This is a genomic window from Trichococcus patagoniensis (genome assembly GCF_003051085.1).
Taxonomy (GTDB): Bacteria; Bacillota; Bacilli; order Lactobacillales; family Aerococcaceae; genus Trichococcus; species Trichococcus patagoniensis.
Genome location: NZ_QAOM01000005.1, coordinates 23,886 through 45,272, shown reverse-complemented (window position 1 = coordinate 45,272; position 21,387 = coordinate 23,886). Strand labels below are relative to the sequence as shown.

15 protein-coding genes and 1 riboswitch are annotated in these 21,387 nt (G+C 47.7%); of the genes, 2 read left to right on the top strand and 13 right to left on the bottom strand.

The window, feature by feature from the left end; translation table 11 throughout:
* Positions 1–37: 37 nt before the first annotated feature.
* From C8U37_RS04215 to coaA, 13 genes are all read right to left on the bottom strand, one after another.
* Positions 38–1,519, bottom strand: coding sequence for a glutamate synthase subunit beta (locus C8U37_RS04215; protein ID WP_108032027.1), 1,482 nt, complete (start codon positions 1,517–1,519; stop codon positions 38–40).
* 14 nt (positions 1,520–1,533) lie between these two features.
* Positions 1,534–6,111, bottom strand: a complete 4,578-nt coding sequence (gene gltB / locus C8U37_RS04210) for a glutamate synthase large subunit (RefSeq protein ID WP_108032026.1) — start codon at positions 6,109–6,111, stop codon at positions 1,534–1,536.
* A gap of 341 nt (positions 6,112–6,452) precedes the next feature.
* Positions 6,453–7,310: an agmatinase gene (speB, locus tag C8U37_RS04205; RefSeq protein ID WP_233436821.1), complete on the bottom strand. Its 858-nt coding sequence runs from the start codon at positions 7,308–7,310 to the stop codon at positions 6,453–6,455.
* 48 nt (positions 7,311–7,358) lie between these two features.
* The gene (locus C8U37_RS04200) at positions 7,359–8,900 is read right to left on the bottom strand and encodes an aminotransferase class I/II-fold pyridoxal phosphate-dependent enzyme (protein ID WP_211306123.1); all 1,542 of its coding nucleotides are present in this window, start codon (positions 8,898–8,900) and stop codon (positions 7,359–7,361) included.
* Between the two features lie 86 nt (positions 8,901–8,986).
* Positions 8,987–9,121: riboswitch (SAM riboswitch) on the bottom strand.
* Positions 9,122–9,589: 468 nt separating this feature from the next.
* Positions 9,590–11,143, bottom strand: a complete 1,554-nt coding sequence (locus tag C8U37_RS04195; protein ID WP_108032025.1) for a sodium/proline symporter — start codon at positions 11,141–11,143, stop codon at positions 9,590–9,592.
* Between the two features lie 154 nt (positions 11,144–11,297).
* Positions 11,298–11,807, bottom strand: coding sequence for a DUF2812 domain-containing protein (locus tag C8U37_RS04190; RefSeq protein WP_170100186.1), 510 nt, complete (start codon positions 11,805–11,807; stop codon positions 11,298–11,300).
* Positions 11,791–12,111, bottom strand: a complete 321-nt coding sequence (locus tag C8U37_RS04185) for a PadR family transcriptional regulator (protein ID WP_108032023.1) — start codon at positions 12,109–12,111, stop codon at positions 11,791–11,793. The genes C8U37_RS04190 and C8U37_RS04185 overlap by 17 nt, the downstream gene beginning before the upstream one ends.
* Before the next feature lie 163 nt (positions 12,112–12,274).
* A complete protein-coding gene (locus C8U37_RS04180) occupies positions 12,275–13,216 on the bottom strand; it encodes an alpha/beta hydrolase (RefSeq protein ID WP_108032022.1) in 942 nt (313 codons plus the stop codon).
* A 130-nt stretch (positions 13,217–13,346) separates the two neighbouring features.
* Entirely contained in the window at positions 13,347–14,291 is a 945-nt protein-coding gene (gene efaA, locus C8U37_RS04175) for an Mn/Fe ABC transporter substrate-binding lipoprotein EfaA (RefSeq protein WP_108032137.1), read from the bottom strand.
* A complete protein-coding gene (locus tag C8U37_RS04170; protein WP_108032021.1) occupies positions 14,281–15,138 on the bottom strand; it encodes a metal ABC transporter permease in 858 nt (285 codons plus the stop codon). Before C8U37_RS04170 ends, efaA begins: the two co-directional genes overlap by 11 nt.
* Positions 15,128–15,877, bottom strand: a complete 750-nt coding sequence (locus C8U37_RS04165; RefSeq protein ID WP_108032020.1) for a metal ABC transporter ATP-binding protein — start codon at positions 15,875–15,877, stop codon at positions 15,128–15,130. Before C8U37_RS04165 ends, C8U37_RS04170 begins: the two co-directional genes overlap by 11 nt.
* 651 nt (positions 15,878–16,528) lie before the next feature.
* Positions 16,529–18,082 carry a glutamine-hydrolyzing GMP synthase gene (gene guaA, locus C8U37_RS04160; RefSeq protein WP_108032019.1) on the bottom strand — a complete coding sequence of 518 codons (1,554 nt, stop codon included), beginning with the start codon at positions 18,080–18,082 and terminating at the stop codon, positions 16,529–16,531.
* Between the two features lie 21 nt (positions 18,083–18,103).
* The gene (gene coaA, locus C8U37_RS04155) at positions 18,104–19,027 is read right to left on the bottom strand and encodes a type I pantothenate kinase (protein ID WP_108032018.1); all 924 of its coding nucleotides are present in this window, start codon (positions 19,025–19,027) and stop codon (positions 18,104–18,106) included.
* Positions 19,028–19,433: 406 nt separating this feature from the next.
* Between coaA and mvk the strand changes: the two genes are divergently transcribed.
* Positions 19,434–20,390, top strand: coding sequence for a mevalonate kinase (gene mvk / locus C8U37_RS04150; protein WP_108032017.1), 957 nt, complete (start codon positions 19,434–19,436; stop codon positions 20,388–20,390).
* Positions 20,380–21,387 carry a diphosphomevalonate decarboxylase gene (mvaD, locus tag C8U37_RS04145; RefSeq protein WP_108032016.1) on the top strand — a complete coding sequence of 336 codons (1,008 nt, stop codon included), beginning with the start codon at positions 20,380–20,382 and terminating at the stop codon, positions 21,385–21,387. The genes mvk and mvaD overlap by 11 nt, the downstream gene beginning before the upstream one ends.

The window sequence follows — 21,387 nt, the reverse complement described above, 5'->3', positions numbered from 1 at the left end:
GCAGCGCACTTCCGCTGCTTCGGGTTTTTTAAACTGATTAGTAGATGTCTGTGTCGCCTGACAAGAAACGGTCCACTTCGCCTGCGGCTAGTTTTCCTTCTTGCAGAGCCCACACGACCAAGCTTTGTCCACGGCGCATGTCGCCGCATGTAAAGACTTTTTCCACGTTCGTTTTGTAGTCGGTCTCTGCTGCTTGGATGTTGCTGCGCAGATCGCGTTTCAAAGCTAATTCATCCGGAATGGTATCTTCAGGACCTGTGAAGCCCATCGCCAGCAAGACTAAGTCCGCTTTCCAGACTTTTTCGGTTCCTTCGACGGGTATTGGATTCATTCTGCCTAACGCATCACGTTTCCATTCGATCTGTACAGTATGGACAGCCGTAACTTCGCCTGCCTCATTCTTTTCGACTTTCGTCGTGTTGATCTCATAGTTGCGCGGATCAGAGCCGGTCAAGTAGATCGCTTCTTCTTGGCCGTAGTCCGTTTTCAGCTTTTTAGGCCATTCTGGCCAAGGGTTCGTATCTGCATCACGTTTGTCCGGAGCTTGCGGCATGATTTCAAATTGATGCACGCTCTTCGCGCCATGACGGATGGATGTACCGACACAATCGGTACCGGTATCCCCGCCACCGATTACGATGACGTGTTTGTCTTTGGCAGTGATTTTGCTTTCCTGCGGTTCACCCGCAAGGATATTTTGTGTGTTTGCAGTCAGGAAATCCATAGCCATATGCACGCCTTTTGCGTCATTGCCTTCAACATTGATGCCGCGGGCGCGGGTTGCGCCGCCGCACAGAACGACTGCATCATACGTGTCGACCAATTCCTGTGCACTGATGTCTTTGCCGATTTCGGTGTTGCAGACAAATGCCACGCCAGCTTCTTCCAGGATATCCAGTCTTCTTTGGATGATGTCCTTATCCAACTTCATGTTCGGGATACCGTACATCAATAAACCACCCGGACGGTCGCTTCTTTCGAAGACAGTGACCGCATGGCCGACTGAAGTCAAGTAGTGCGCTGTCGCAAGGCCGGCAGGGCCGGAGCCGACAACCGCAACGCGTTTGCCGGTAGCTGGAGCTTTAGCCGGTTTTACCCAACCATTCTGGAAAGCATGTTCGATGATTTCGTATTCGATGCTGCTTATCGTGACGGGTTCACCGATAAGTCCAACTGTACAAGAACCTTCACAAGGAGCCGGACAGACACGTCCTGTAAATTCCGGAAACGGGTTGGTCAAGGCTAAACGTTCGTACGCTTCTTTCCATTGACCGCGATACACCATATCATTCCACTCGGGGATGAGATTGTGCAGAGGGCAACCGGATGCCCCGTTCGGCAGCATGATGCCTGCCGAACAGAAGGGAATGCCACAGCTCATACAACGGGCCGCTTGGGTCCGAATCTTTTCTTCTGATGTTTCTTCACGCATCTCGCCCCAATTTTTGATGCGGACTTCCGGAGAAATCTTTTCATAATTGGAACGGCTATATTCCTTAAATCCAGTAACTTTTCCCATCTTATCCCTCCTCCTTAGTTTGTCACCACTGGTTTGTAGCGCTCATCAAAGGCATAACGCATTGCGTCTTCTCCGGTGATGCCCATCTGGTTCGCAATTTCGATGTTTTCCAGGATGAACTTGTAGTCATTGGAGATGACCTTAGTGAAGCGGAATTTCATTTGATCCCAGTTAGCCAAGATGCTTTGCGCTTTTGGACTTCCCGTAAAGATCATATGCTCCTGCAGCATGCGTTTGATTGTGTCATTCTCTGTGTCATTCAAATCTTTCGTTGCGCTGACCATTTCCATGTTCAGATTGTTTTCATCGAAATCAAGGATATAAGCTACCCCGCCCGACATCCCGGCAGCGAAGTTACGACCGGTTTTTCCGATGATCAGAACCGTTCCGCCAGTCATGTACTCACAACCGTGGTCGCCGATTCCTTCAACAACAGTATCCACGCCACTGTTACGGACGCAGAAACGTTCTCCGGCGATTCCGTTGATGTATGCTTTACCACTGGTTGCGCCATAGAAAGCGACGTTACCGGTGATGATGTTTTCTTCAGGTGCGAATGTAGCCTCATTCGGTACGCGTACGATGATTTTACCACCGGACAAGCCTTTACCGATATAGTCATTCGAATCGCCTTCCAGCGTCAATGTCATCCCTTTAGGAATGAATGCGCCGAAGCTTTGTCCTGCCGAGCCTACGAAAGTCAATTGGATCGTATCTTCCGGCAAGCCTTCAGCACCATATTTTTTCGATATTTCGCTGCCGATGATGGTTCCGACAACCCGGTCGATGTTTTTGATGGCTGATTTTGCTACGATGCGTTTTTTAGAGTCGATGGCCGGTTTCACGATTCTCAACAGACGACGCATATCCAATGTTTTCTCTAACTCATGGTCCTGCTCCGTCATGTTGTATCTGCCGACATTCGGTGCTGCATATGGTTGGTACAATACGCTGGACAGATCGACTGTCTTCGCTTTCCAATGCTTCACATTTTCTTTCATCTTCAACTTGTCGCTGCGTCCGACCATTTCATTGATCGTGCGGAAGCCTAATTTCGCCATGATTTCACGCAATTCTTCGGCAACGAACATCATGAAGTTCACGACGTATTCCGGTTTGCCTTGGAAGTTCTTGCGCAACGTTTCATCCTGCGTAGCGATACCCACTGGACAAGTGTTCAGGTGGCAGACACGCATCATGATGCAGCCGATAGCCACAAGCGGCGTTGTCGCAAAGCCGAATTCTTCGGCACCCAACATACAGGCGATCGCAACATCGCGACCAGTCAATAATTTACCATCCGTTTCGACGCGGACACGGTCACGCAATTTGTTCAACACCAATGTTTGGTGCGCTTCAGCCAAGCCAAGTTCCCACGGCAAGCCGGTATTGCGGATGCTGGTTCTTGGTGCTGCACCTGTACCGCCATCATACCCGCTGATCAGGATCGTATCGGCATTTGCTTTCGCAACACCTGCTGCGATCGTACCAACGCCAGCTTCAGAAACCAATTTCACGTTGATGCGCGCATGACGGTTGGCATTCTTCAAGTCAAAGATCAATTCTTTCAAATCTTCGATGGAATAGATGTCATGATGCGGTGGCGGTGAAATCAAGCCTACACCCGCGATGGAGCCACGTGTTTTGGCGATTTCAGGATACACTTTCGGTCCTGGCAATTGTCCGCCTTCACCCGGTTTTGCACCTTGGGCCATCTTGATCTGGATTTCTTTCGCGTTCACCAAGTAGTGGCTCGTAACGCCGAAACGTCCGGAAGCGACTTGCTTGATGGCACTGTTGCGTGAATCTCCGTTTTCATCCAATTCGAAACGGCGCGGATCTTCTCCACCCTCACCCGAGTTGCTCATACCGCCGAGACGGTTCATGGCGATCGCTAAAGTTTGGTGCGCTTCGATACTGATCGAACCGTAAGACATCGCTCCGGTCTTGAAGCGTTTCACGATGCTTTCAGCCGATTCGACTTCTTCGATCGGAATCGCATCTTGAACGTTTGGCTTGAATTGCATCAGTTGACGCAGTGTGTACGCGTTCGTATCAGCATTGATTTCGCGAGAGAACTCTTTGTATTGCTCGTAGTCTCCTTGGCGAGTCGCTTGCTGCAGACGGTAGATCGTGCTCGGATTGTACAAGTGTTCTTCACCCATGGCCGAGTATTGGAAATGACCGCCCACACCCAGCGTTTCGCTGTAAGGCGCTGTAGCTTTATAGGCACTGTCATGGCGCATTCTGTTTTCTGTAGCAATTTCCTGCATACCGATACCTTCGATACGGGTAGGCGTGCCTGTGAAGTATTTAGCGACAATTTCGCTGTTGACTCCCAGCGCTTCAAAAATTTGTGCCCCGTGATAACTGCGCATCGTTGAGATACCCATTTTGGTCAATACTTTGGACATGCCGTGGACAGCTGCGTGGATGTAGTTCGCTTCTGCTGCTTCAGCATCCAGTCCGTCCAACAAGCCTTCTTCAGCAAGTTCGCGGATGGTCGCATAAGTCAAATATGGATTGACCGCGTTACAGCCGTATCCGACCAATGTGCAGTAATGATGCACTTCTCTTGGTTCACCGGATTCCAGCACAAGGCCGACGCTCGTGCGTGTTTCTTCGCGGATCAAATGATGATGCAGACCGGAAACAGCCAATAAAGCCGGAATGGCTGCCCATTCAGCGTTCACGCCGCGGTCGGAAAGGACCAAAATGTTGGCGCCTGAAGCAATAGCTTTGTCCGCTGCACTGAAAAGGCGTTCCAAAGCTTTTTCCATCCCTTTCGCATCTTCTTCGACGCGATATAAAAGGGAAAGAGTGACTGTTTTGAATTTGTCGTCCTGCAATGCTTTGATTTTCGCTAATTCAGAATCCGTCAAAATCGGGCTATCCAAGTAGATGGCATGCGTATCAGCATTATCCGGATCTAAAAGGTTACCGCAATTTCCGACAAGCATTGTATCGGAAGTAACGATTTCCTCACGGATCCCATCAATCGGAGGGTTCGTAACTTGCGCAAATAATTGTTTGAAGTACAGATACAACATCTGTGGTTTGTCAGATAAAACTGCTAACGGAGAATCGATCCCCATCGCTCCGACTGAATCGCCACCCGTAACGGCCATCGGTTTGATCAATAACTGGATGTCCTCGAACGTATAACCGAAAGCTTTCTGTTGGTGCAACAATTCTTCTGGTTCAACCGTTGCGGTCAACGGAGCAGGCGCAATGTCCTTCATTTTGGACAGATGTTTCTCAGCCCATTCTCCGTAAGGTTGTTTAGCAGCGACCGTTTCTTTGATTTCTTCATCCGAGATGATACGTTTTTGCTTCGTATCGATCAACAGCATCTTGCCTGGCTCCAGACGGCCCTTGTAGGCTACATCTTCCGGACGCACATCTACGACACCTACTTCGGATGAAAGGATGACTCGATCATCTTTCGTCACATAGTAACGGGAAGGACGCAAACCGTTTCTGTCCAACACCGCTCCGACGATTTCGCCATCCGTGAAGCCCATTGCTGCAGGGCCATCCCATGGTTCCATCAGGAAGTTGTTGAAGTTGTAGAAATCTTTTTTGGATTTCGACATCGTTTTGTTCTTTTCCCAAGGCTCAGGAACCATCATCATGACAGCTTCCGGCAATGAGCGGCCGTTCAGATACAGGAATTCCAGATTGTTGTCGAATTGGGAAGAGTCGCTCCCTGTTTCGTCGACGATCGGATAGATTTTTTCGCTGGCATCCAACAGATCCTGGGACATGCTGCCTTGACGGGCGCGCATCCAATTGATGTTCCCGCGGATTGTGTTGATTTCGCCATTGTGGATCAAGTAACGGTTTGGATGGGCTCTTTCCCAGCTCGGGAAGGTATTCGTACTGAAACGGGAGTGGACCATCGCCAAAGCAGATGTGAAATCCAAATCCGTCAAATCAAGATAGAAGCTGCGCAATTGTTCTGCAGTCAACATCCCTTTGTAGACGATTGTTTTCGAAGAGAAGCTGGCAAAATAGAACGAGCCGCCTCTTTTTTCGCTCATCGGTACGATCAGTTTTTCGGATAACTTACGGATGACGAACAATTTGCGTTCGAAATCCATTTCAGTCATCTCAGGATTTCCTTTACCGACAAAAACTTGGATAAAACGCGGGATAGCTGCTTTTGCAGTCACACCGATTTCGGAGCTGTCGATCGGAACCTCACGCCAACCCAACACTTTTTGACCTTCGGAAGTGACAATCTCTTCCACCATTCTCATTTGTTCGTGACGTAGATCGTCATATTTATGGGCAAAGAGCATCCCTACTCCATAATCGCCTTTTTTAGGCAAATGGATTCCTAGGACGTCGCACTCCCTGCTGAAAAAATGATGAGGAATCTGCACCATGATACCTGCTCCGTCACCTGTTTTGGCATCAGCGCCGGAAGCACCCCTATGCTCCATGTTTTCCAATAAATCCAACGCATCAGAGACTAATTTATAAGAGCCATTACCATTGATATCAACGACAAATCCCATACCGCATGCATCATGCTCGTAGGCGGGATCATACATTCCTTGTTTTTTTGGAGGAGTGTAACTATTCATTTCGGCGTCCCTACTTTCTATTATGTTATTCTGATATTATAATCAAACTCTAATTTAAATACAATCCATTTTCATTCATTTTTTCACAATTAGTTGCATCTTTTTTTTGATAGTAACAATATTAACTTTGGAAAAAACATTTGATATAACACAATTATACAACCTGACGACCGCTTACTGACTTGTGATAGATTTCATAACATCACCATGTAAACAATTACCGTTTTCATTACTTTTTAATGCAAGTTGGTTTCATTCTGTCATTTTGACCTGCAGATGCTATTTTTTATTAAAAAATACCCGACCTTGATTAATTTTAAGGTCGGGTAATTGATTTTGTACTATTTGGTAAGTGTCAAAAGCATTTCTCTGACAGTTTTGCAGGCCATAGCGGTAGAAGCGCCTGACGGATCGTATTGCGGAGAAAGTTCAACGACGTCAGCTGAAACGATCTGGTTCAAATCCTGCAACGCAGCGATCCCCGCCAACAATTCCTTATAGGTAATGCCGCCTGGCTCAGGTGTGCCGGTTCCAGGGAAAGTGCCTGGGTCCAATACGTCCAGATCGATCGTCACATAAACGGGAACATCCTTCAATTGCTGCACAATCTGCGGAAGCGTGTCGATGGTGAATTTCTCCATATAAGTATGCTCTTTCGCCCATTCGAATTCTTCCTTCAAACCGGAACGGATACCGAATTGGAAAATGCGGCCGTCTCCCAGGAAGTCGAAGCAGCGGCGGATGACTGAAGCATGCGACAAGGATTCTCCCATGTAGTCTTCACGCAGATCTGTGTGGGCATCGATATGGATGACATGCAGATCTGGGTATTTTTCATAGGCAGCCTCGATGGTAGGCAGGCTCACGAGGTGCTCGCCGCCGACCATCAAAAATTTCTTGCCATTGTCCAATACTTCTTTTGTGTAGGTTGCGATATCGCTCAAGACGCGCTCTGTGTTGCCGAAAGGCAGATCCAGATCTCCGCCATCATGGATGGCCTCTTCTTCAAGATCACGATCCAAATAAGGGGAATAACTTTCCAAGCCGAATGAATCTTGGCGGATCGCCTGCATCGCAAAACGCGTGCCTGGCCGGAAACTGGTTGTTCCGTCGAATGGAATCCCGAATAATACGGTAGATGCTTCTTCAAATGAAGATTCGCAGCCGATAAAGGTCTGGATGTTCATGTTATTTTTCACTTTCTGCCGTCCTCCAACTGTATGCTATTTGATTGTTGTTTCGATTGATTAGTCTTTCAGGACTTTGATCTGATGAGGCATTTTTTCCTCAGTCAGGACGTTGCCTAAAGTTTCATTGTAGTAGTGGTAATGCTGCACGACTGCCTCAGAGATCACTTCACCAGGGATGATCAACGGAATTCCTGGCGGATAGATCATAATCGAGTCAGCACTGATGCGGCCGATCGCGTCGTCTATGCTGACCACTTCGTTATCGGCATAGAAGGCATCACGCGGGCTGCAAGCCAATTTGTTGATGCTGCAAGTCATCACGTGCGCATCGAAATGTTGGCTTGCTTTTTTGTAGCGTCTGCGGACATCCATCAGGGCATCAACCAGTCTTCCGATCGATTCGCGCGTATCGGCTGTGCTGATGACTGCCATCACGACATAGCCTTCAGCCAACTCCATTTGGATGCCGTATTCTTCCTTCAAGATTGTGTAGACTTCGAAGCCGGTCAGGCCGATGTCATTGACACGGATCACCAATTTGGTCCAGTCATAAGTCTGATAGAATTTATCTTTGATGTAGTCGGATTTCAACACTTCATAGTCGCCGAATGCTTCGATCGTTTCAATCGCTTCGCTGATGATCGGGCGCAGTTTTTTGTAGCGGTCTTTGCCGTACATCGCCAATTCGCTGCGTGCGGCATCGATCGAGCTCATCAACAAGTAGTTTGCGCTTGTCGATTGCAGCATGTTCAGCACTTTTTGTAATTTTGTTGCGGAAATGCGATCGCCTTGCATCACCATCAAGGAACTCTGCGTCAAAGAGCCGCCGGTTTTGTGCATGGAATAAGTCACCGCATCGGCTCCAGCTTTCATCGGATCCTTCATTTTTCCGGGCATGAACGGCAAATGCGCACCGTGCGCACTGTCAACGATGACAACAACACCGCGTTCATGTGCGATATCACAGATCGTCTCCAGATCGTTCAAAGATCCGAAATAAGTCGGATAAGTGACCAAAAGAGCTTTCGCTTTAGGATTTTCATCCAAGCCTTTGATGATGCGTTCCACTGAAATGCCATGAGAGATTCCGAAAGCCAAATCCATTTCGGGCTGGATGAAGATCGGCTTTGCGCCGCTCAAGATCAACCCATTCATCACTGATTTATGACAGTTGCGGGGAACCAAGATCGTATCGTTCGGCCCCACTACGCTCATGATCATCGCTTGGATGCCTACAGTTGTACCGTTAACCAAGAAAAAGGCCTGATCGGCATTGTATGCTTTTGCAGCCAATTCCTGTGCTTCTTTTATGACGGATTGCGGATGGCTCAACAAGTCCAATTCTTTCATGGAGTTGACATCCATCTGCATCATCATATCACCGACTGCCATTTTAAATGGCGTCATCTGCGCACCCATTTTATGTCCAGGGACATCGAAAGGCGTAACGTCCTGTTTCGCATATTTAACAAGCGCTTCGAAAAGCGGCATTTTGATATGTGTAATATTTTTTGCTTTAACGTTAGAAATTTGGTAAGTAATTTTGTCAGAATGACCATCCAAATAAGTGTCTGAATTGAATAAAACCTTTTCAGCCAAATAGATTTCCCCCTTTGATATAAAAAATGGGCATAAAAAAAGCTCTCCAACCAAAGGAAAGCTTCGATATCTATCAGCTGCTTTTCCTCTTATTGCTCATAGGACTTGGATAATCCTACGCTCAGGTTGGGCACCCAATATCAATCCTTGAAAATAAAAATTAGATTGATTGGTTTGCCACCGTATCTTCGACCCCTCGTCTCAACGGCTATTAATAAGAGATATTCAATTTATGCAAGCTAAATTCTATACAAATATGGTGTATATGTCAATGATTTTGAATAGAAAATTATAATTTTTCAGCATTTTTTTTTAACAGGTTTCCCGAACGATGTTTTGACATTTGTTTATGAACATTCATAATTGTCGGCAAAAATATATTTTGCTGTTCCCTAAGCCGTTCGGGCCGGCTGTTTTTCACGCTCTGCTCCGGTGAACGGTGGCTTCGCCGGAGCTGCCGTCCGGATTTTTAGATGTTTCTCCGATTAGACGATCCTAACCGGAGTTCAGGCCAACATTTTGTGTTGATCTCCGGTGAACTGTGGCTTCACCGGAGCTGGGCCTGCCTTTCAGGCTATCCTGAATAAACAGGGGCATTCATACCCAATTTGTGACAACTTTCCAAGAATTCGCTGGGAATCAAAAAAACAACCCAGTTCGGATTGTTTTTTTGGTCCATACTTTATTTTTTAGGCTTTCGACTGGCTTTTCACCATTTCGAATTCCTCTTCCATCGCAGCGGACGGTTTTTCACCGATCAAGGAGAAAATCACGATCGCCACGCAGGAAAGGATGAATGCCGGCAACAGTTCGTAGATGCCGAACGCGCCGCCCATCGGCTTGATCAGCAGTTTCCAGATGAAAACAGCGATTCCGCCGGTCAACATGCCAGCGATGGCACCTTGACGCGTCGTCTTTTTCCAGAACAATGAGAACAGCATCAACGGTCCGAATGTCGCACCGAAGCCCGCCCAAGCGAAGGATACGATCGTGAAGATGACGGAGTTCTCATCCAAAGCGATGATGATGCCGACAATCGCCAATACGATCAGGATCATGCGCGTCATCGCCATGATTTGTTGATCGGAAGCATCCTTGCGCAGAACGCCTTTGTAGATGTTTTTCGAAAAAGCACTTGCAGCAATCAAGAGATACGAATCAGCGGAACTGATTGTCGCAGCCAAAATGCCTGACATGACGATTCCGGCCAACAGCGGCGGGAACAATAAAGTAGACATCTCGATGAAGATCGTTTCCGAAGTTGCAGCAGTCGTCAATGCCATCGGGAACATCGAACGTCCGATCAGACCGATCAGGACGGCAGCAGTCAATGAAAGTGTCGACCAAATGATGCCGATGCGGCGTGATTGTTTGATTTCACCTGCCGAACGGATTGCCATAAAGCGCAACAGCACTTGCGGCATACCGAAGTAACCGAGGCCCCAAGCCATGCTCGACGCGATTGTGATCAATCCGTATTTGCCTGCAGGTCCAAAGGCAGCCATCGCGCCATCAGCCTGTTGCACACCATCGACCAATGTCGGGGTTGCGATACCGAAGAAATCCAAAAATCCTGGGATGCCTTTCAGGTTATCGATGACCGCTCCGGGACCACCGGCATACACGACGCCTCCGACCAAAACAACAGCCAAAGCCGCGATCATGATGATGCCCTGCATAAAGTCGGAGACACTCTCCGCCAAAAATCCGCCGATGAACGTGTAGAACACGACGAATACTGCTCCGGCAATCATAACGGGGATGTAAGGCACTTCGAACAAGGTAGCGAAGAGCTTCCCTACCGTCACAAAGCAGCTGGCTGCATAGACGGAAAAGAAAACGAAGATGAACGTGGAAGAAACCGTCAAAATGACGCGTTTGTCCTCATGGAATCGATTGCTGAAGAATTCCGGCAAGGTGATCGCTTCCGCTGATTCGGAATAATGACGCAACCGTTTCGAGACAATGATCCAGTTCAAGGCTGTCCCTGCGGCCAAACCGATCGCTGTCCAGAATGCATCTGACAATCCTGACCAGTAAGCCACGCCCGGAAGTCCCATCAGGAGCCAACCGCTCATGTCCGACGCTCCGGCACTGATTGCGGCGACCCAAGGGCCCAGACTGCGTCCCCCCAAGAAGAAATTATCGGAGCTTTCGTTTGAGCGCTTGTAGAAATAGAAACCGATACCGATGATGATCGACATATAGCCGGCCATCGCCATAAAAATTAATGCTTTATCCATAAGTTACCTCCAAAATAAATAATGACATGTTTCATCATTCTAATTTAATTTAATTAAAATTTAATGAATTCACTCAGCCATCATAGCACAAGAGTAAAATTGTAAGCAACCTTATTTTCAGGATAAGCAGGAGTCGGTCTCTGTAAAATAATTATTAAGTCAAATTTTGGAGCTTATCGATTTTCTTGCTGCATGTCATAGCCTGTTTCAGGAAAACAAATGCGAGCATTGTCAAAAGCATAGACATCAAGATGAGCATCGGCTCCTTTGTTTGGATTGCATTGTACCACTGCGGGATAGAAAGCAGAAATTCCACAATGGCCAAGCGGACAAATATCGTACGGATGCGTTCGAATTGTTTGACCTGGCTTTCCGGATCCGTATAGAGTTCAAAATCGCCTTTTTTCCGGAAGATTGCCCAGATGCCCCAAGTCTGCACGAGTTCCCCACCGGTGTCACGTATCAGATCATACAGTTCATTGCGTTGCTCGACCGTCTTATCGCTGATGAGATCCACCCGGTAGGTATATTCACTCGGCCGGCATTTTTCAAAAGTATACAATCCCAAGAAAAAACGTTTCATGGCATAGCCTTTTGCGGACATGTCATTCAGGAATGCTTCTTCCTTATCTTTGTCGTAGTAGAGCCTAAATTTTTTCATCATTTTCCATCGCCTTTCTGCCATTTTCGAGAAGTTCGCCCAGTCTGACGATTTCCTCATTCAGAACTTCTTTACCTAGTTCCGTGATCAGGTATTCCTTCTTTTTGCGGGATTGGTCGTCCTGGCTGTGCAGCATGATCCATTTTTTCTCCAATAAAGAGTTCAACGCACCGTACAGCGTACCGGCTCCCAGAGCGACCCTGCCCTTCGTCCGCTCCTCCACCTGCTGCATGATGCCGTAACCGTGGTTCGGCTGCAGCAAAGAAAGCAGGATATAAAACATCGATTCCGTCAGTGGTGCTCCCATCACATATCTCCCCTTCCGATATATCGTGTATCGTTATATATAATATATCGCGAGGCGATATATTTGTCAATGGAGAATTCATACACGCTCACCAAACAAAAAAAACTTGCCTGATTTCGCCGTTTTCGGGAAAAATCAGGTAAGCTGAAAATTTTTGTGCCGATCAAAGGGATTCCAAACGAGCAAAAACCCACTCGATAACATCTTGCGTTACTGCATCTTTGTTCGTCTCTTTGAGCAGTTCATGACGGGCACCCTCGTATAGTTTGTAGCTCACATCCTGAAGGCCGGCTTGTTGGTAAGCCTTGCATGTTTGGACGATGCCTTTTCCGGCCTTGCCTCCGACCGGATCGGCGGTGCCTGAAATGAAATGCAGCGGCAAGTCCTTCGGTATCGATTGGATGTTCACGGCGTTGTTCATTGCCAGCAATCCGCTGAAGAAATCCTGGAAATAGCCGGCCGACCCGATTTTGCCGCGCAATGGATCCGCCAAAAATTTATCCACTTCCGTAGGATCCCGACTGAGCCAATCCAATTCCGTCCGTGCGGGCTTGAAACCCCGGTTGAAGTTCTGGAATACCAGTTTGTCCAGCAAACGACTTGGATGGGGGCGACCATTTCTTTTGATTTCTGACGCTGCCACGACTGTCCCCAGCTTCAACAAACCATTCGAAAAGACACCGGAACCGGACAGAATTGCGCCAGCAAGATTGTCCCCGTACAGCTGGATATAGCGTCTGGTCAGCATCGAACCCATGCTGTGACCAAACAGAAAAACCGGAATGGCGGGGTTTTCTGACTGGATGATTTCCGTCAGCATACGCATATCCGCGACGACCTTGTCGAATCCAGCCTCATCGGCAAAACAGATCGCTTCGCCGACATTACCGTTCGTTTTGCCATGACCGCGATGATCATTACCATAGACGACGATTCCTGCTTCCGCCAACTTGCCAGCAAAAGCATCATAGCGTCCGATATGTTCTGCGTAACCATGCGCGATTTGGACGGCCGCTCTCGGTTTCTGCGGGTCTTCCGGCAGCCATTTCATCGCGAAGATTTTTGTCCCATCGCTAGATTGGAAAGTGAATGATGCTGCTTTCATGAGCGGTCCCCTCTTCTGGTATCAGGTTATACAATTGGTTAATAAGCATGGATACCGATATACTTTTCCCCAATTTAGCGATACCGGTCCAAAATGTCAAGCACAACAACAGACGGGCAATGAATCGCTTTTACTGACTCAATCCTTCATGAATCTTTTCCAGGTTCCATTTCATCATATCGTAATAGCTGTCGCCGGCTTCCCCTTGCTTCGCGATGGAATCAGTGAACAGATTGCTGTAAACGGGAAGATCCACCTCATTTGCTAACCGTTCCATGCTTCTGGGATCGACGCTCGTCTCCACAAAGAGAACCGGAACTTCAGAATCTCGGACTTTTTCAATGATTTGCTTCATCTGATCAGGCGTACCTTGACTTTCGGTATTGATTTCCCAAATATAGGCGGCTTGCAGTCCGTAAGCTTGGGAGAAATACTTGAAAGCTCCTTCGCTCGTCACCAACAGTTTCTTTTTTTCGGGGATATCAGCGAATTCTTTTTTTGCTTCGCTGTCCAGTTCCGTTAAATCGGCAATGTACGCATCTGCATTTTTTTCATAGGCTGCTTTATTTTCAGAATCTTTTTCGCTCATGACGCGCGTGATTTCGGTGATGTACCGAATGCCGTTGGAAATGTCCAACCAGGCATGAGGATCTTGTTGCGAACTGTTTCCCGACAGATACAGCGGCTCAACATTTTTACTGACAACGAAGTAATCCTCATCTTCCGACTTACCAGCAGTTTCCATCAATTTATCAAACCAGCCATTGCCAGTTTCCAAATTCAATCCGTTGTAAAACACGATATCAGCTTCGCTGGCTTTTCGAATGTCTTCCGGCAAGGGTTCGTATTCGTGTGGGTCGGTCCCGACAGGCACGATACTGTGGGCATCGATCAGATCCCCTCCAATTTTTTCTACCATGTCGCCAATAATGGAATTGGTGGATACCACTTTTAGCTTGGTTTCTGTTGTGTCTGTTGCATCCGAACTTCCTTTATCATCTTCCGGAGAATTTCCGCAGCCTCCCAAAATACCTACAAAAAGTACCGCAGTAAGCAACAATAGTTTATTCTTCATCATGCAAATTCTCCTTTCTTAATTGACCGATAAGACCCTTCTTAGGGGCAAAAATAAATGCCACAATGAAAAACATAGCCGCTGCCATGACAATCGTCGCCCCGGACGGCAAGTTGTAACTGTAGCTGAAGTATAGCCCTACGATAGAACTGAGGGTTCCGAATACTGTTGACAGGACAATCATAGCAAGCAATTTATCGGTCAGTTGGTAGGCAGTCGCAGCCGGTGTGATCAACATCGCGATCACCAGAATCGTCCCGACTGTTTGTAGCGAAGTCACCGCTACAAGTGTCAGCAAAAACATTAACCCATAGTTGATTGCACTGGTGTTCCAACCATATGATTTTGCGATAGTCGGCGCAAAAGAAGTCAGTTTGAGTTGTTTATAGAAAAGCGGCACTGCGATCAACACGATAATAAGGACAGCGGCTGTCAACAACATGTCAGAATCCCGGACAGCGAGCACATTTCCGAAGAGGATGTGATACAAATCCGTGGAACTTCTGGCGAAAGAAATCAGGATAATCCCGAGAGCAAAAAAGGCGCTGAAGACGATGCCGATTGCCGTATCGTTCTTTAACCGACTATGTTTCGTGACAAAACCAATGAGAGCGGCCGACGCCATCCCAAACACTGTGGCGCCGATGATATAGCTGCTCCCCAGCATATAAGATAGCGCCACTCCCGGTAATACTGCGTGCGAGATGGCATCCCCCATTAAAGACATCCCTCGCAAGATGATGAAGGAACCGATGATTCCGGCAGATATCCCGACCATAACGGAAGTGACCAAAGCGTTTTGCAGAAATTGGAAATCCACGAGTCCTTGAATGAAATCATTTAACATTTGTTCCACCCCCTAGACTGATCATTTCGGAAATTGCTTCCCCATAAGCCATTCCCATATTGTCGGCAGTAAATACCTCAGATACCGTACCAAAGGCAACCACTTCTTTATTGAGCAGGACAATATTATCAAAATACGTTTTTACCTTGTGCAAATCGTGATGGACGATCACGATTGATTTGCCTTCATCGCGGAGTTGTTTCAACAGCTCGATGATGATTTTCTCGCTGGTAGCATCAATCCCGGCAAAAGGTTCGTCAAGCAACAGCCATTCAGCTTCCTGCGCCAACGCTCGCGCAATGAAAACGCGCTGCAGTTGTCCACCGGATAATTCACTGATATGCCGATCTTTAAAAGTTGCCATACCGACTTTCTCTAAAGCTTTTAATGCCAAATCCTTTTCTTTTTGCTTGGGTCTTTGGAAAAAACCTAATTTTGCGTAGGTGCCAAAAAGTACGGTTCCAAAAACGTCTATCGGAAATGAGAGATCGATTTCTTGTCTCTGTTCGACATAGGCTACTTTGTTTATCATTTCCTTCAGCGGTTTGCCGTAAAGACTAACTGCTCCAGTATTTAACGGCGTCAGTCCCATGATTCCTTTCAATAAGGTTGATTTCCCGGCTCCATTCGGGCCCACGATCCCTGTTAATTTGTTCGACTCAAACGCAAGCGTTGCATCTTTGATTGCAGACTGCCCTTGATAGGCTATGTTCATATTCTGGATTTTTAAATTTCCCATTATTTGTCGGTCCTTTCTCGTTTTAAAATTTTCCGGTATCTGAATTTGTGTGGAGTGCCCCGAAAATAACAAGGCTAAATTAAATATTTTATTAGGCTTGCCTAACTTTTTGTTTAAGTTTAGCTTATTCAATGTAAACGAGCAAGTATTTTGCATTTTCGCATGTTTTTTAATGTCACAGCGCGTCAGTTTCATTGGAAATGGAACATATGCCCAGAAATAACCCGCCAAAAGCATTTTGGCGGGGAAAATCAGTTCAAATCACAGGCAGAAAACCCGCAAAAACCACCTTGGCGGGGAAAAACGTCCCCGGACAACACGAGATTCCCCGCCAAACCCATTTTGGCGGGGAATCTAGCCATCAAACCGCACAACAAAAAAACAGATAGGCTGACTCGAAAATGAGTCAGCCTATCTGTCCCTTTCTTCTCCGGCGAACGAAGGCTTCACCGGAGTTCAGGATGCATTCCGATTGCGTTCTCCGGTGAAGGTGGCCTCGTCGGAGTTAAGTCCGATTATTACCGGTTTACTCCGGTGAGCAGACCGTTCACCGGAGCTGGGAAACAACTGGATTACACGCACGCCTCCGGTCAGCGGGCGCAAAGAAGGCTGCCTCTTTTGAGAGACAGCCCCTTAGATTTAATTCTTAGTTTATTCCCACTCGATGGTCGATGGTGGCTTGCTCGTGATGTCGTACACGATGCGGTTGACGTGCTTCACTTCGTTTACGATGCGTCGGGAAATCTTGTCCAACACTTCGTAAGGGATGCGTGCCCAGTCGGACGTCATGCCATCGATGGATGTCACGGCGCGGATCCCGATTGTGTAGTCATACGTACGGCCATCGCCCATTACGCCTACGCTGCGGAAGCCTGGCAGGACAGTAAAGTATTGCCATACATCGCGGTCCAAACCGGCATTCGCGATTTCTTCGCGCAGAATGTAGTCTGATTCGCGGACGATTTCCAATTTTTCTTCGGTGATTTCGCCGATGACGCGGATACCCAAACCAGGGCCTGGGAATGGTTGACGCCAAACGATGCTGTCAGGCATGCCAAGTTGTGTTCCCAATTCGCGGACTTCATCTTTGAACAAGGTGTTCAATGGCTCGATCAATTTGAATTGCATATCTTCAGGCAGTCCGCCAACGTTGTGGTGAGACTTGATTGTTTGGGCAGTCTCTGTTCCACTTTCGATCACGTCTGTGTAAAGCGTTCCTTGCGCCAAGAAGTCGATGCCTTGCAATTTCGTAGCTTCATCGTCGAATACGTAAACGAATTCGTTACCGATGATTTTACGTTTTTGTTCCGGATCGCTGACGCCTGTCAGTTTGTCCATGAAACGTTTTTTCGCATCAACGCGGACGATGTTCAAGCCGAATTTGCCTACAAGGCTTTCCATAACTTGATCGCCTTCGCCTTTGCGCAAGAGGCCGTGGTCAACAAAGATACAAGTCAATTGAGAACCGATCGCTTTGTGCAACAGCACGCCGACTACGCTTGAATCAACCCCGCCGGACAGTCCCAACAAGACTTTTTTGTCCCCGACAGTTTCTCTGATTTTTTTGGTTTCGATTTCGATAAAGTTAGCGATAGACCAGTTGCCTGAGCAGCCGCAGACTTCGAAGGCAAAGTTCTTCAGCATTTCGTTTCCGTGTACAGAGTGCTGTACTTCCGGATGGAACTGGACGCCGTAGAATTTTTCTGCTGTATTGGCGAAGGCTGCAACAGGACAGTTGTCGTTTGTGGCAGTCACTTTGAAGCCAGCAGGAATTTCAGTGATTTTGTCACCATGGCTCATCCAGACAGTCTCGATGTCGGAAAGGCCTTTGAACATTGGCGTATCCAAATCAAGGATTTCGATGTCGGAACGTCCGTATTCTCTTTCATCAGCAGGAATGACTTTTCCGCCGAAATGGTCGGTCATCAATTGCATGCCGTAGCATATGCCCAATACGGGAATGCCCAAAGCGAAAATGGCCGGATCGACTTTGAAAGCATCGTCTTCGTAGACGCTGTTCGGGCCGCCGGAGAAAATGACTCCTTTGACGTTCCCCATCGCTTTGATATCTTCAGCAGTTGTGCGGTGTGAAACCAACTCTGAGAATACGCCGAATTCGCGGATGCGTCGTGTAATCAATTGGTTATATTGACTGCCGAAATCCAGTACGACGATTTTTTCCAACTCGGTAAATTGCTCTATCATCTAATAATCTCTCCAATTTCCTTAATATTTTTTTATGTACAATTCATCAATAAAGTGATTCGTTGTTTTATGAATCACTAAATTTGCCCGTGTGATCGTGGGATAGATATACTCCCGAAGGTTTTTGAGGTTGACCCTTTTCCAGACGCCTCTGGCCATCTCGATGGCATCCTCGCGTTTGCCGATTGCATAGTTGTAATAATAATTGTCCGGTTGATCGATTGCCAGGTCCATCAGCATTTCGAAACGTTCGATGTACCATTTTTCGATCATATCTTCCTCGGCATCCACATAGATGGAAAAGTCAAAGAAGTCGCTGACGTAAATCTGTTGATTGCTCGGCAACTGCAGCACATTGATCCCTTCCACGATCAGGATATCCGGATGATTCACTTCTTCATAATCGCCAGGGACAACATCATAGATGCGGTGGGAATAGACCGGAAACTGGACATTCGGCTTGCCTGTCTTCACATCCAGCAGGAATTGCACGAGATTCTCCATGTCGTAGCTTTCCGGGAACCCTTTGCGGTCCATGATGTTGCGTTCCCTCAATATCCGGTTCGGATACAGGAAACCATCCGTCGTCATCAATTCGACTGCTTTTGTCGGATAGGCCCGTTTCAAAAGATTCTGCAGGACACGTGCGGTCGTACTTTTACCGACTGCGACACTACCCGTTACGCCAATGATGAGCGGTGACGGTTCATAGGATCTGCCAAGAAATCTGCTTTTATCCCGCTGAAGATTCCGGTACTGCTGCAAGTAAATATCGAACATATGCACCAATGGCACATAGACATCCTTGACATCTTCCAATGAAAGTCTATCATTCAATGATGTCAATTCCTTCAGTTCCTCTTCCGTGATTGCCGGAATGGAATCTTGATGAAAAGTTTGCCATTCTTCACGATGGATTTCGTAGTAGTTTCTATCTTCTATCATAGCTTTTCCCTTCTGGAAATAATCAAACTTTTGGTAATTGTATCATACTTTTCTGAAAATTTAACCCCATCAAATACGAACATTAAATTTTAATCGAAACCTAATCTTTGCTTTCTGTGGCGATAAAGCTTTTTAAGTTTCTTTTTAAGTTTCTGTAAAATACCAAAGAATAGATTTACTTTGCATTTTTGCTCCGATACAATGAAAATGATGAAAGAAAATAGCGAAAAATATGTGCCGAATTTGTTGGATTTCCGTAACAGTCAAACTTCAAAAAGCGAACGAATTGCAGGAATCATGCCGATTTGCAAAATCCATGACCGGCAAGCATAATAGAAGACGCATAAGAATCAGCGGGAGTATGACTGTACCCGCTGGATTCACAACCAGTAAAGGACGATCCTATATGATAAAAACACGTTGCTCAACCGGCAAGTCGCACGGCAAAATCATCCTGATGGGGGAACATGCCGTCGTCCACGGGGAGCCATCCATCGCACTGCCTTTCCCGGCAGTCGAAATGACCGCGACCGTATGCGAAGCGGAAGGTCCCTTGACCATCGATTGCTCCTATTATAACGGCATCGCTGCAGAAATGCCTGAAATCCTGGAAAGCATGCGGACCGCCATCCAATCGGCTTTGAACGAACTGCAGGTTCCGGACGAAAATCTGGCGATTTCGCTTTCCAGCACCATCCCGGCTGAAAGGGGCATGGGCTCCAGCGCGGCCGTTTCGGTGGCTTTGACCCGTGCCCTTTTCGCCTACTTCGATAAGCCGTTGGACCAAGCGACCTTGCTCCGGCTCGTCAACATATCCGAAATGGTCGCACACGGAAATCCCAGCGGTCTGGATGCCGCCACGGCAAGCGGGGATGCCCCGCTCTTTTACATCAAAGGCCAGCCGGTCGAAGCTTTTTCTTTGAACCTGGAGGCTTTTCTGATTGTCGGGGATACCGGCGTGACCGGGCAAACAAAGGAAGCCGTTGCCAGCATCGCCACAAAACTGAACGGGAAAAATCGGCAACCGTACCGAGACGCCATCACCCGTTTGGGCAGTCTTGCCCAAACGGCGAAGGCCGCGATTGAAGCGAATGACCCGCACCAGTTGGGGAAATTGATGAACCAAGCCCATGAAACGTTGTCTTTTCTGGACGTATCCAGCCCGGATCTGGACAGACTCGTCTCAGCAGCCCGGTCTGCAGGAGCGCTGGGCGCCAAATTGACGGGCGGCGGACGCGGCGGTTGCATGATCGCTTTGGCCAGCACCAACTCCGAAGCGGAAAAAGTAGAAGAAGCTATACGACAGGCCGGAGCAATCCGGACTTGGATCTATCAAATGGGAGGAACGGAAGATGCCGAATAAAGCTTGTGTCCGAGCGCATACCAACATCGCGCTGATCAAATATTGGGGGAAGCGGGACGAAACCAACTTTCTTCCTATGAACAGCAGTCTTTCCTTGACCTTGGATAAACTCTATACGGATACGATGGTCGTCTTCGATGAAGCCCTCCCGCAGGATTTCTTCTATCTGAACGGCGAGCAGCAAGGCGAAAAAGAGACGCAAAAAATTTCCAAATTCCTTGATCTTTTCCGCGCAGAAAAAAAGACAGCCTTGCGTGCACGTGTCGAAAGCATCAACCATGTCCCTACCGCAGCTGGCTTGGCTTCATCCGCCTCCGCCTTCGCTGCTTTGGCAGGAGCTGCCAACTTGGCCTTGGGTCTTGATTTGGATCCGCAGCGATTGTCGACCTTCGCCAGACGCGGCAGCGGCAGTGCTACGCGCAGCATCTACGGCGGTTTTGTGGAATGGGATATGGGGACTTGTTCCGACGATTCCTTCGCGGTACCGGTCGACGATGCCGGCTGGGATATCGGCATGGTCATCGTGGCCGTCAACCAGAAAGCGAAGGAAGTCTCCAGCCGCATCGGCATGAAACGCACGGTCGAGACTTCGCCCTTCTATCCAGCTTGGGTGGAATCGGCTAAAAAAGATATTTTGGACATCAAAGCAGCCATCGCCGCGAAGGATTTCATCCGCTTGGGCGAAATCACCGAGGCGAACGGCATGAAGATGCACGGAACGATGTTGGGGGCGGAACCGCCTTTTTCCTATTGGGAACCGGACAGCATCGTCGCCATCAAGACCGCACAGGCTTTACGAAAACAAGGCATCCCTTGCTATGTGACGATGGATGCCGGTCCGAATGTGAAAGTGCTGTGCCGCCTTTCGCAAGCCGAAACGATAAAAGCAGCGTTTTTGGAACATTTCACAGAGGATAAATTGATCATCACCAAACCCGGAAAAGGAATCCGGGAATTGACGGAAGCAGAACGTGCTGTCTACAATTGGAACGACTAA